The 12858-nt window shown below is 73.2% G+C and carries 7 protein-coding genes; 2 read left to right on the forward strand and 5 right to left on the reverse strand.

Features of this window, described 5'->3' with window-relative positions:
* Positions 1 to 11: 11 nt before the first annotated feature.
* Entirely contained in the window at positions 12 to 2522 is a 2511-nt protein-coding gene (locus CDO52_RS28625) for a PD-(D/E)XK nuclease family protein (RefSeq protein WP_449406724.1), read from the forward strand.
* Positions 2523 to 2550: 28 nt separating this feature from the next.
* A complete protein-coding gene (locus tag CDO52_RS07855) occupies positions 2551 to 5943 on the forward strand; it encodes an ATP-dependent helicase (protein WP_394296729.1) in 3393 nt (1130 codons plus the stop codon).
* 71 nt (positions 5944 to 6014) lie between these two features.
* On the opposite strand, the gene CDO52_RS07860 is transcribed toward CDO52_RS07855, so the two are convergent.
* The 5 genes from CDO52_RS07860 to CDO52_RS07880 all read right to left on the reverse strand — a co-directional run bounded on the left by CDO52_RS07860 (position 6015) and on the right by CDO52_RS07880 (position 12761).
* A complete protein-coding gene (locus tag CDO52_RS07860; protein WP_017620153.1) occupies positions 6015 to 7169 on the reverse strand; it encodes a type III PLP-dependent enzyme domain-containing protein in 1155 nt (384 codons plus the stop codon).
* A gap of 50 nt (positions 7170 to 7219) precedes the next feature.
* Positions 7220 to 8485, reverse strand: a complete 1266-nt coding sequence (locus CDO52_RS07865; RefSeq protein ID WP_232524411.1) for an acyltransferase family protein — start codon at positions 8483 to 8485, stop codon at positions 7220 to 7222.
* Between the two features lie 284 nt (positions 8486 to 8769).
* Positions 8770 to 9612: an alpha/beta hydrolase gene (locus CDO52_RS07870; RefSeq protein ID WP_152471760.1), complete on the reverse strand. Its 843-nt coding sequence runs from the start codon at positions 9610 to 9612 to the stop codon at positions 8770 to 8772.
* Positions 9613 to 9748: 136 nt separating this feature from the next.
* Entirely contained in the window at positions 9749 to 10405 is a 657-nt protein-coding gene (locus CDO52_RS07875; RefSeq protein ID WP_083919989.1) for a response regulator, read from the reverse strand.
* Positions 10406 to 10415: 10 nt separating this feature from the next.
* The gene (locus CDO52_RS07880; protein WP_094932287.1) at positions 10416 to 12761 is read right to left on the reverse strand and encodes an ATP-binding protein; all 2346 of its coding nucleotides are present in this window, start codon (positions 12759 to 12761) and stop codon (positions 10416 to 10418) included.
* Between the last annotated feature and the right edge of the window lie 97 nt (positions 12762 to 12858).

The raw sequence follows: 12858 nt of genomic DNA on the forward strand, positions 1-12858 counted from the left end.
TGCGGGTGCTCATGGCGGAGAGCCCGACGCAGGAGGCGGCCGTCATCGCCGACACGCTCCGCAGGGCGCACCTGGTCGACGGTGTCCCGTGGTCCAGGATGGCCGTCCTGGTCCGCTCGGCCACCCGGCAGATCCCCGTGCTGCGCCGCGCGCTCGCCGCAGCCTCGGTGCCGGTGGCCGTCGGCGGCGACGAGCTGCCGCTGGCCGCCGAACCCCTGGTACGCCCGCTGCTGCTGCTGATCCGCTGCGCGCTGTACCCCGACACCCTGGACGACGACGCCGCCCACGAGCTGATGACCAGCGCTTTCGGTGAAGCCGACACCGTCCGGCTGCGACGCCTGAGCCGGGCGCTTCGGCGGCTCCGGATGGACACCGAAGCAGCGAGCCGCCGAGCGAGCGGAGGCGCCGACGCTGATGGCCGGAGGCCGAATGCTGTCGGCGGTGGAGTCGAGCGAGAAGGCGAGCGCGAGCGGGGGTTCGAAGCAGCGAGCCGCCGAGCGAGCGGAGGCGTCGGCGCTGATGGCCGGAGGCCGAGCGCTGTCGGCGGTGGAGTCGAGCGAGGAGGTGAGCGCGAGCGGGGGTACGGAGCAGCGAGCCGCCGAGCGAGCGGAGGCGTCGGCGGCGGAGCCGAGCGCGGCAACGACGGCGCCACGGCGAGCCCCTGGGCGAGCGAGGTCGTCGAGGCCAGCGCGCGGAACGCGGGCGGGCACAGCGAGGGCGGTGTCGACGGAGCGGACGAAGCGGAACGTCGCGGCCCCCGCCCTTCGGGAACACTGCTGGCCGAGGCCCTGCTGGACCCGCGCGAGCTGACCCTGATCGATCCGGAGGTTGCCGCCCCCGCCACCCGGGTGGCCGCCCACCTGAAGCTGGTCCGCGACCGCACCGCCGCTGGCGACAGCGCCGAGGACGTGCTGTGGGCGGTCTGGCGCGCCAGCGGGCTGGCCGACCGGCTGCTCAAGGCCAGCCAAGCCGGAGGACGGCGCGGGGCGGCGGCCGACCGCGACCTCGACTCCGTCGTCGCACTGTTCGAGAGCGCCGCGCGCTACTGCGACCGGCTGCCGCCGGGAACGCCCGCCGGGTTCCTGGAGGACCTGGAGGCCCAGGAGATCCCCTCCGACACACTCGCCGAACGAGCACCCGAGGGGGAATCGGTGCGGATCCTGACCGCGCACCGCTCCAAGGGGCTGGAGTGGGACCTGACCGTGGTCGCTGGTGTCCAGGAAGGGCACTGGCCCGACCTGCGGCTGCGCGGGTCGCTGCTCGGCGTGGAGCAGCTCGTCGACACGGTGACCGGATTCGCCGACAGCTCCGGGGCGGCCGTGGCGTCCAAGCTCCTCGACGAGGAGCGGCGGCTGTTCTACGTGGCCGTCACCCGGGCGCGCCGCACGCTCGTCGTCACCGCCGTGGGCGGCGAGGACACCGAGGAGCGCCCGTCACGCTTCCTCGCCGAACTCGGGGTCGGCGAGCCTGAGCGCGTGAGCACCGGGCGCCGCTGGCTCTCGCTGCCCGCGCTCGTGGCCGACCTGCGCTCCGTGGTCACCGACCCCTCCCGCCAGGCCCCGCTGCGCCGCGCCGCCGCCGCGCACCTCGCACGGCTCGCGGCGCAGGGCGTTCGCGGCGCCGACCCGGCGGAGTGGTACGCGCTCACCCCGTTCTCCGATGACCGGCCGCTGGTGGACGAGGACAGCACGATCCGGGTCTCGCCGTCGCAGGTGGAGAAGTTCACCACCTGTCGGCTCCGCTGGCTGCTGGAGAGCGCGGCCGGTGCCTCGGCCATGGAAATGTCGTCGGCCCTCGGCAGTATCGTGCATGCGGTCGCCGTGCTCGTCGCCGAGGGAGCGAGCATGGACGACATCCGGCGCCGGATGGACGGCATCTGGTCGGAACTGGACTTCGGCGGCCTCTGGTACGCGGGCAAGGAGCGCGAGCGTGCCGACGAGATGGTGCGCAAGCTCATCTCCTGGCACGAACACAACGAGCGGGAACTCGTCGTCACCGAGGAGGGCTTCAAGGTCGAGCTGGACGGCATCGAGATCACCGGCCGGGTGGACCGGCTGGAGCGGGACGCCGAGGGCCGGGCGGTCGTCGTCGATATCAAAACGGGCGGCGGCCGCCCCAAGGACGACGAGCTCGCCCGCCACCCCCAGCTCGGCGTCTACCAGCTCGCGGTCCTGGAATCGGCGTTCGCCCAGTTCGGCCTGACCGCCCCGGGCGGCGCCGAGCTGGTCCAGGTCGGAAAGGCCGCCCTGAAGAACCAGGCGCGTGACCAGCGGCAGCCGCCACTGGGAGCGGATCCCGACCCCGAGTGGTCGCGGACCCTGGTGCGCGAGGTCGCCGACGGCATGTCGGGGTCGCGCTTCGACGCCACCCGTAACCAGTACTGCGACTCCTGCCCGGTCCGCTCCAGCTGCCCGCCCACGACGAAGGAAAACGTGTCTGATCGCCCCGCCCCGGCGTTGATCTCGGGAAAGTGCGCCAAGAAACCGCCGGAATTTGGCGCACTTTCCCGAGATCAACGGTGAAACGGGGCCGAAAGATCAGGAGTGGGATATCGAGAGCGTGGACGTGACCCAGGAACTGGCCGAAGAGGCCGCGGCCTTCCCCCGCCGTGAGCTGACGCCCGCCGAACTGGCCCGGCTGCTGGGGCAGCCCGAGCCGACGGCCGAGCAGGCCGCGGTCATCTCGGCTCCGCTCGGGCCGAGCGTCGTGGTGGCCGGTGCGGGCTCAGGCAAAAGCGAGACGATGGCCGGGCGGGTGGTCTGGCTGGTCGCCAACGGACACGTGCGACCCGAACACGTCCTCGGCCTGACCTTCACCCGGAAGGCAGCCGCCGAGCTGGCCGAACGCGTCCGCAAGCGGCTCGACCAGCTGCGCGCCACCGAGCAGGTGCCCGCCGAAGTCCTCGACGGCGATCCGATGGTGTCCACGTACAACTCCTACGCCGCCCGCCTGGTCGGCGACCACGCGCTGCGCGAGGCCATCGAACCCACCGCGCGGCTCATCAGCGAGGGCCAGGCGTGGCAGCTCGCTGCCCGCATCGTGGCGGACTACGACGGGCCGATGGACGCCATCACCGTCACCCCCGGCACCGTCACCGGGCGGGTGCTGGAACTGGCCGGTGAGTTGGCCGACCACCTGCGCACCCCGGACGACGTGCGTGGTGTCGGCGAATGGATGGCCGAGCGCGCCGCGGCGCTGCCCAAGCGCCTCAAGGAGACCCGCGACCTGCTGGACACCCAGCGTCGGCGCGAGCAGCTGCTGCCGCTCGTCGAGCAGTACACCGAGGCCAAGGCGGCGCGCGAGGTGATGGACTACGGCGACCAGGTGGCGCTGGCAGCCCGCATCGCGACCCGCCACCCGGAGGTCGGGATGATCGAGCGCAGCCGCTACCGGGTGGTGCTGCTCGACGAGTACCAGGACACCAGCCACGCCCAGCTGCTCCTGCTCCGGGCGCTCTTCGGCGACGGCCACCCGGTCACCGCCGTCGGTGACCCCTGCCAGTCGATCTACGGGTGGCGGGGGGCCAGCTCCGGCAACCTCACCGGCTTTTCCACCGACTTCCCCGAGGCCCCGGGGCGGCCGGCGCCGGTGCGCCGACTCGCCACCAGCTTCCGCAACGGCGAGCGCGTGCTGCAGGTCGCCAAGCGGGTCTCCGAACCCCTGCGTGAGGAAGCCGAGTACGTCCCCGTCCTCTACCCCGGCCCGGCGCGGCGCGGGCGCGGCACGGTGGCCTGCGGGCTGTTCGCGACCGAGACCGAGGAGGCCGCCTGGATCGCCACGACCATCGAGGCGGCGCTGCGCCAACCCGACCACCTGGCCCCCGATGGCATCACCTGGCCCGAGGGGGAAGGCGCGGCCGCGATCACGCACGGCGACGTCGCGGTCCTGTGCCGCAAGCGCTCGCAGTTCCCCGTTTTGCGGGAGGCGCTGGAGGAGCGCGGTATCCCCGTGGAGGTCGTGGGCCTCGGCGGACTCCTGACGGTTCCCGAGGTGCGCGACATCGTGGCCACCCTCCGCGTGATCCATGACGCCAACGCGGGCAACGAACTCGCCCGGCTGCTGACCGGGCCGCGTTGGCGGATGGGGCCGCGGGATCTCGTCGCGCTCGGCGACCGTGCCGCGGAGCTCGCCAAGGAGGTCCGCCGCGACCTCAACGGATCGGCCGCGGCACCGGATGAGGTGGCTGAGGCAGAGGAAGCGGAGGAGCTGCTGCGGCGCACCGTCCTCGACGTGACCGCCGAGAGCGGCAGCCTCGTCGACGCCCTCGACGATCTCGGCCCGGCCGAGCGCTACTCGGAGACCGGCTACCGACGGCTCACCGCCCTCGCCGAGGAGCTGCGCGGGCTGCGCCGCCTGGCCACCCAGCCCCTGCCCGACCTCATCACCGAGATCGAGCGGGTGCTGGGCCTGGACATCGAGGTCGGGGCGCGGGCCGGTCGCGACCCGATGGCGGCCCGCGCCGACCTCGACGCGTTCGTCGACGCGGCCGTGCGGTTCGTCGGCAACAGCGAGGACCCCTCACTCGGAACGTTCCTCGCCTACCTGCGCGCCGCAGAGGACGCGGAGAAGGGGCTGGACCCGGGGGAGCGGGTCGGCGGCAGCGACACCGTCAAGTTGATGACCGTGCACGCCGCCAAGGGGCTCCAGTGGCCGCTGGTCGTCGTCCCGGGGCTGTCCGGGGGCCGCTACCCGCTGTTCCCGACCAAGCCGAAGGCCAGCGGCGGGTGGCTCACCCAGGAGCAGCAGCTGCCGTTCCCGCTGCGCGGCGACGCCGCGGGCCTGCCGCGCCTCGACGACGTCGACAAGCCCGGCATCGTCCGGTTCAAGGAGGCCGACCGCGACCGGCATCGGATGGAGGAGCGGCGGTTGGCCTACGTCGCCGTCACCCGCGCGTCCTTCGCGCTGCTGTGCACCGGCCACTGGTGGGGGCGCGCCAGCGCGAGCAAGCGTGGACCTTCGCCGTTCCTGGAGGAGATCCAGGAGACGTGCGCTGCGGGGGCGGGCCGCGTCGCGCACTGGGCTCCGCCGCCCGGTGACCACGAGACCAACCCGCAGACCGCCGAGGTGGAACCGGTGGCCTGGCCGCAGACGCCCGAGGAGTACGAGGGCGGCGCGGCGCGGCGGTATCGCGAGGTGGCCGAGGGCGCCGAACTCGTGGCCCGGGCCGCCGCTGACGGTCACGCTGAGGGCCGGAGATGGCTGGAGACGCTGGAGCGCGCCGAGATGCCCGCGGCGATGCGGCGCCGACTGGACGGGTGGAGCCGCGACACCGAGCTGCTGCTGGCCCACCGCGAGGCCGAGGACCGCCCCGAGGACGGTGCGATCCCGGTGGAGCTCCCGGCCCACCTGTCGGTGTCGTCGCTGGTGTCGTTGGCGCGCGACCCCGCGACGCTGGCCCGGCAGATCCGCCGCCCCCTGCCGCGTCCCCCTGCCCCGCACACCCGGCGCGGCACCGCCTTCCACACCTGGCTGGAGCAGCGGTTCGGCCAGCAGAGCCTGCTGGTGCCGGACGAGCTGCCCGGTGCGGCCGACGAGACGGCCGTCGAGGTGGACGGCGACCTCGCGGAGCTGCAACGCCGCTTCGAGGAGGGCGAGTGGGGCGGGCGCACCCCGCTGGACGTGGAGGTGCCCTTCGAGACGATCATCGGTGACCGCCTCATCCGGGGGCGCATGGACGCGGTGTTCAACGACCGCGACGACGGCCACTACGACGTCGTGGACTGGAAGACCGGCCGACCGCCGGGCAACGAGCGCGAGCGCGCGGCGGTGGCCGTGCAGTTGGCGGCCTATCGCATCGCCTGGGCGGAGCTCGCGGGGGTTCCCCTGGCCGACGTCCGCGCGGCCTTCCACTACGTGCGCGCGGGGGAGACGATCCGACCGGCCGACCTGCTCGACGCCGATGGGCTGGCGGCCCTGATCGAGGGGCTGCCGGTGGCCGACTGAGCGGCCGCCGACGGCGCGGTCCCGCCGCCCGCCCGGCCGTTCGCCGACGGGTGGTGGGCGGCGGTGGCGGGTCAGGACGTCAGGCAGTGGACCTGTGGGGCGGTCGGCGAGCGTTCGGCCGTGACCGTACCGATGTAGGGGAAGGCGAGGACGTCCCCGGTCCGCAGCCGGTCGATGTGGACGTCGCGCACCAGCACCTGTTCCATGCCGGAGCGCTGGAACGTGATCGTCACGGGCTCATCGACGAACTCGGGCCGGGGCCAGGGGCGGTCCCAGCCGTCGTCCAGGGGAACCACCCCGAGGCAAGCCCGGCCGTCCTCGCCGACGGCGGCCTCCGCTGCCCGCGCGCCTCCGGCCACCACGGCATAGGCGTGTCCGTGGTTGCGCTTCACGTCCAAGACGAGGGTCAGGTACCAGCCGCACCACGCCCCCGGGTGGGCGACCGGGGTGACCTGCAACGTCTCACCGGGGACGAGAGTGTCGGCCAGGAGCGCGCCGTACTCCCGCCAGTCGAACGCGGGTTCGCTGCTGTTCGGTGGGCCCAGCGTGCCGCCGCCGATCGCGTACCGGGGGCCGCGGATGCCGAACATCTCCCCCCACGGGCGCAGGCATCGGATCAACTGGCGGACCCGGTCAGCCAGTGCCGTGGCGTCCAGGCCGGGGAGCATGTCGGCGCTGAACCCGCGCAGGCGGATCCGCGCGTCGCTCCGCAGGATCTCCGCGCACTCCACGAGCGCGGCGAGGTCCATTCCGGCCCCGACCCCGCTGCTCGCCGGATCGGGTTCGCCGTCCTCCGTCGGCGGGTCGACGCGGAGGAGGACGTCTGAGGTGCGCTGTGCCTGCTCGGCGCGGTAGGCCACCAGGCGTAGCTCGCCGGTGCTGTCGACGTGGATCGTCGTGCTTTCGGACGCCAGGACCTGGGCGATGTCATCCTGCCTCTTTCCCGGGCCGCGCAGTACCGCCGGTGCCTGCGGGAGTTCCCTGCGCAGTCCCTGCAGGGCGCCGGTGGAGGACACCTCGAACCCGGCGACATGCGGGGCGAGGGCGGCGGCCATGCCCGGTGGCGGGTCGTGCAGGGACAGGTAGGTCTCGATCGCCGAGGGGAGGCGCTCCCGGAGGCAGCGGACCTCCTCGTCGAGGCGGGGCAGGTCGTAGACGCAGACAGGGAGACGTTCGGGTGTGATTCCGAGCGCGTGCTCACGGACGCGCTTCGGTAGTTCGATCATGGGGGCTCCTACAGCCGTTCGCTGGAGGAGGTAGTACCCACCACGGCGGCCTATAGCAGGATGATCATGGCCCCGGCGTACCCGGTGGCGGCCGCTCCGACAGCGGCCCGCACGGGCCAGGATCCCAGGAGGGTCCCGCTCCACGGCCGCTCGAAGCGGTGCAGCGCGGCGCTCAGGGGGGCCAGCACCACCGCGAACAGCAGAATCCAGGGCACCCGCGCGAGCAGCCAGCCCCCGCTGTCGGGCACCGACGTGAGGCCGGGCACCACACCCCAGACCGCCGCCCCGACCGCGCTCACGACGAACAGCGCCGTCAGGTGCCAGCAGAAGACGGTGAGCGCGTTCATGTTCAGCACGGCGATACCGGCCCACGGCAGCGGGCGCCGGAGCAGGCGATCCAGCCGGTCGCGGAGGAGGACCGCCACGCCGATCTGCGCCATCGCCAGCACGGGGACGAACAGCGAGGGCGGGTTGAGGTTGGAGCGCTCCGCGCCCGGATACCCGATGGGGGCGGCCGGGTACCCCAGGCGGGTCACCAGGACGAGGAGGCCGACGGCCCCGACGATGAGGAGGGCAACGGCGAGGGGGCGCCGGAGGCGTCCATGGGCCCAGGAGATCCCGAGCTGGAAGGCGAACATCCAGGCGGGAATCGCATTGACGTAGCCGATCCCGACGGGGACCGCCGCGCCCCATGGTCCGAAGCGCGCCAGGTCGATCAGGCCGACGACGGCCAGGGGGATCAGCGCGGCCGCGGCGCCGAACCGCCGATCAGCGGCGAGCAGGACCTTCGTCAGCGCGGTGATCACGAGGAAGACGCCGATGAACCACAGTGGCTGCAGCACCAGCACCGCTCCGGTCCGCACCGTCACCTGCGGAACGCCGAGGAGGGGGAGGACGCCCACCAGCACGCCCCAGAGCGCCATCACCAGCACCACCGGCCGCCCCAACCGGTACACGCGGGCGGTCAGCCAGGCGGGGTAGTCGGCACTGCCGCGACTGCGCGCGGCCACATAGCCGCCCACCAGGAAGAACAGGGCGAGCAACTGCACGCCCCACCCGATCGGACCGATCCAGGGCAGCGCCGGCAGCGGGCTGGAACCGCGCAGCCCGCCGTCCTGCCAGACAACGAGCGCCGCCACCATCCAATGGCCCAGAACGATCCCGGAGATCGCGGTCGCCCGCAGCCCGTCGATCGCCCGCTCCCGAGTCGGCGGCGTGGCCCGATCCAGCCGTACGGCAGCGTCACGCAACCGCCGCATCGGTCCGCCGGACGACGGTCCCTGCGGAGGTGTCGGAGCAACGGCATCGCCGCTCACCGCGATCACCCCCACTCGCCACGCCCGCCGCGCGGGATGGCGTCCATCGCATCCGCGAGCGCCTCGGCGGCACAGCGCCCCGCCGGTGCGCGGCCCGTTCACGGATGTGATGCCCGTTGCGGGTGCCACCTACAGCGTGGGCCTCCGAGACCCCGCGGGTGCGGGGCACATGCGGCCGACGGGCGCGGGCGGTCCGGTGGTACTGACATCTCACCCCCGAACCCTTCGTTGATCTCGGAGATATTGGGGAAAAAATCGGCCCTGAGACCCCAATATCTCCGAGATCAACGAAGGGGCGCGGTGCCCAGGACGATGCGCGCGGTGGTCCGCAGTGATGCGCTGCCCGGCCGGAAGTAGTTCTGGTGTCCGCTGATCTCGCCGGGGCTGAAGGTGCGGGCGCCGAAGTCCGGCTTCATGGGGTCGCCCCGGCCTAGCCCCAGTTCGTGGACCTGGAACGAGGGGACGAAGCGGATCCAGTCGTCCGATGCGCGGGTCGCCCAGACGCGGGCGTGGATTTCCCCGGCGTCGTCGACGCCCATGCCCGGGCTGGCCAGGGCGACGACGTCGGCGGCGATGCCCGGCTCGCGCGCGGCCATGCCGCAGACCGTCGTGCCGTAGCTGTGGCACACGAGCGTGATGCGCGTCTCCGGGGGAAGAACTTGCTGGCGGAACCGGACGAGGGCCTTGGCGCCCTGCCTGGCCCGTACGGAGGTGGCCACAAGGGGGTCGCCGATCTGCGGGGGCTCATAGCCCAGCCACACCACGACGGCCACATCGCGGTCCGGCTCCTGGCGTCGCAGTTCGTCGTAGAGCGCCTGTCCGTTGAGGTAGGGCACCGCCCCCTCGCCGAAGTAGCTGTGCCGGAAGTTGTCCCGGTTCTGCCCCATGCCGGGGACGACGACGGCGATGTCCGCCGCGGAGTCGAGGTTGCCGATCACCTCGACGACCCGGCCGCTCCCCGACGGGTCATCGGCCAGCACCTGGTCACCGTCCTGCTGGACCGAGGCGTAGCTCAGCGGCTCCGGCTCGGCCAGTGCCGTGGAAATGTGGACCTGAGCGGCGTAGATGAGCCCGGTGGCCAGCAGAAGGAGGGTGATGGCCCGCGGCGAGGTCATCCGTCGTGTCATGGGGTCCGACACTAGGAATCCGACGTCCGCACGGGCATCGCCCTGGGGAGGGAACTCGGGCTGGCTCCACGGAGCTACGTGCGCGCTGCCGGGGGACAGGCCGGTCGACCCTCGGCGCCGTGCGGGCGCGGACCCGCTAGATCAGCCCGTTCTCGTAGGCGAAGACCACGACCTGGGTGCGGTCGCGCAGGTGGAGTTTCATCAGGATGCGCCCGACGTGCGTCTTCACCGTCTGCTCCGAGCAGACCAGCTCCTCGGCGATCTCCGCGTTGGACAGGCCGCGCGCGATCTGGCGGAGGACATCGACCTCGCGCGGAGTGAGGTCGTCGAACGCGGCGGGGCGGGCGTGGATCTTCTCTCGGCGGCGCTGGGCGATGTCGGAGATCAGCCGCTTGGTCACCGACGGCGCGAGCAGCGCGTCGCCGTTGGCCACGATGCGCACCGCGGAGCGCAGGTCGTCGACGGGGGCGTCCTTCAGCAGGAAGCCGCTGGCTCCGGCGCCCAGCGCCTCATAGACATACTCGTCCAGGTCGAACGTCGTCAGCACCAGGACCTGGGGGCCGCCCTGACCATCGGGGCCGGTGATCTCCCGCGTGGCGGCCAGCCCGTCCATCACCGGCATGCGCACGTCCATGACCACGACGTCGGGTCGGTGCTCGTGCGCGAGGTCCGCGGCCTCCCGCCCGTTCGACGCCTGGGCCACCACCCGGATGTCGGGAGCGGCGTCGAGCAGCGTGGCGATCCCGTCGCACACCATGGCTTGATCGTCGGCGACTATGACGGTGATGGGCACGCAGCACAGACTAGCCTCGCTCACGGGAGACCGGCAGCTCCGCGTGGACCTCGAAACCACCGTCGGCGAGCGGACCGGCGCGCAGCCACCCGCCGAGCATCGCCGCCCGCTCCCGCATCCCCACCAGGCCGTGCCCGCCGGACGAGAAGTCCGCTGGGGCGGGGGTCTCCGCCCCACCGTCGGCGGGCCCGTTGACGACGCGTACGATCAGGCGCCCCGGTGCGCGGTCCACCACGACGGACACCTCGGAGCCGGGCGCGTGCCGCCCGGCGTTGCTCAGGGACTCCTGGACGATGCGGTAGGTCGACAGCTCCACGGCGTCGGGCAGGTTGCCGTCGACCGGTGCGCCCTCCAGCCCGACGTCCAACCCCGCCTGCCGCGCCCCGCTCACTAGCTCGGCGAGCCGGTCGAGGCTCGGCTGCGGCGCGGGGATCGGCCCCTCGGACTCCTCCTGCCGCAGCAGGCCGACGACCCTGCGCATCTCCGAGAGCGCGTCGCGCGCGGCGTCGCGGATGGTGTGGAAGGTGGCGGTGGCCTCGTCGCCGATCGCCGGGTGCTTGTAGGGCGCCGCCTCGGCCTGGATCGCGATCATCGACATGTGGTGGGAGACGACGTCGTGCAGCTCGCGCGCGATCCGTGACCGCTCCTCCAGAACGGCCTGGCGCGCACGGTCCTGGCGCCGCAGGGCACTCTCGCGCTGCAGGTCGAGCTGGGCACTGCGGCGGCTGCCCACGTTGTAGCCGAACAGGAGAACGGCGACGCCGACGACCGCGATCCACAGCGTCTGCTGGAGGGGCGTGCCCGTGACGAACGACGCGGCGAAGACGTCGGCGACGATGGTGAGGACGCCCACGCCGACCGTGGTCCGGCGAGGGTAGGCGACCGCGATCGCGTACAGCGTGATGGGCAGGGCCAGCAGCGCCCCCGCGGGCCATGGCCACAGGGCGCGGGCCGGGTCGAGCGGGCCGGTCATTCCGACGGCGATCAGCGCGACGAACAGGCCCGGCGCCATGATCCGCCAGGCGAGCAGCGGCGCGCGGGGCAGCAGAGCGAGCGGCAGGCCGGTGGCCGCGGCCAGGATGAGTGCGGGCAGGACCGGGACCTGGAGGTAGTACCGCAGCTGCAGTGCGCTGCCCAGCGCGATGACGGTGCTGACCGCCAGCAGCGCGTACCAGGCGGCCAGTTCGCGGGGAAGGGTCGGCGCGGGTTCGCCGTCGTCGGTCCAGTGCTGTTCGTCGTCGCGGGGGAGGAGCAGCCACAGGGCACCGTAGAGGAGCGGGCCGACGGCGACGGCCAGGACGAAGCCGGCGCGCAGGAGCACGCGCAGCTGGTGGGAACCACGCGACAGCGCTGTGCACACCCCCGCGACGACCTTGTCGTCGACCGGGCGCCGCGGCCCGTGGAACAGCCGCACCTGCCCGCCGGGACGGTGCGATGGCGACCGCCACACGGCGTCGAGCACGCCGTCCAGGACCGGGATGGGATTCCGGGGCGGGCGCTGGGGAGCGGTGGGGCGGCCGCCGACCGGTAGGCCGATGTCCTCCCTGCGCAGCCGCACGTTGTCCCCGGTGAACAGTGCCGCGGCCGAGAACAGCACGGGCCAGGTGGCGGCCGCCGCGGCGCCGCTGAGCAGGGCGGTGCCGATCAGAACGGCGGCCGTGCACGCGCCCGTCCCGTAGACGATCCGGCGCTCGTACTGGGAGGCGACCAGGAAGAGGAGGACCAGGAGGAGCAGGAACGCGGCGGTGGGCAGGTAGGGCGCGGGTGGGATCCCATCGTCGGCTCGGGGTTGTCGCAGTAGCACCAGAAAGGGCGGCAGGCACAGCGCGGCGAGTAGGACCCGCCAGGCGAGCAGCGGAGAGCGGCCGATGAAGAGCGCGGGCAGGCCCAGTGCGGCCCCGACCGCCAGAGTGGCGACATCGGCCAGGCCGCCGAGCAGTAGCCCAGCGGCCGACAGGAGGGCGGACACCAGGGCGATGACCGCCAGGAAGACGAGCCCGTTCGCCTGGTCGCGCCCACGCGCCTGCGGCCGTCCGGCCAGCCGCACCAGCCAGAACAGCGGGTAGAGCAGGACCGGCAGCACCGTGAGGACGAACGTCCAGCGCACCCGCCTCGCGGTCACGCCCCGGCGCGCGGCGAAACCCGCGCACACCCCGCCCAGGACCGATGGCGGCTCAGCCTCCGGCGGCGCGTACCGGACCGGAAGGGTGCGCGGCAGGTGTACCGGCGTCCGCCACAGGACGTCGGCGAGGAGGACCGCCAGGGCCGACCCTGGTCCACCGCTGCCGCTCGCCCCGGTCCCACCGTCCGGCGCCGCGACACCATCCGGCACGGACTCTGGTTCCGCCTTCGCCATGCCTCCCCCACCGGATCCGACACCGCCTCCGGGTCAACCATAGGCAGCGGCCGCACCCGGCGGTCGTGTGTCCACAGGGGCAGTGGGCGCGTAGCGC

This window comes from Nocardiopsis gilva YIM 90087 (genome assembly GCF_002263495.1).
Lineage (GTDB): Bacteria > Actinomycetota > Actinomycetes > Streptosporangiales > Streptosporangiaceae > Nocardiopsis_C > Nocardiopsis_C gilva.

Coding starts and splice junctions, on each gene's coding strand:
- CDO52_RS07880 (WP_094932287.1), bottom strand. CDS start 12,761: ATGGCGAAGGCGGAACCAGAGTCCGTGCCGGATGGTGTCGCGGCGCCG.
- CDO52_RS07860 (WP_017620153.1), bottom strand. CDS start 7,169: ATGATCGAACTACCGAAGCGCGTCCGTGAGCACGCGCTCGGAATCACA.
- CDO52_RS28625 (WP_449406724.1), top strand. CDS start 12: ATGGCGGAGAGCCCGACGCAGGAGGCGGCCGTCATCGCCGACACGCTC.
- CDO52_RS07870 (WP_152471760.1), bottom strand. CDS start 9,612: ATGACACGACGGATGACCTCGCCGCGGGCCATCACCCTCCTTCTGCTG.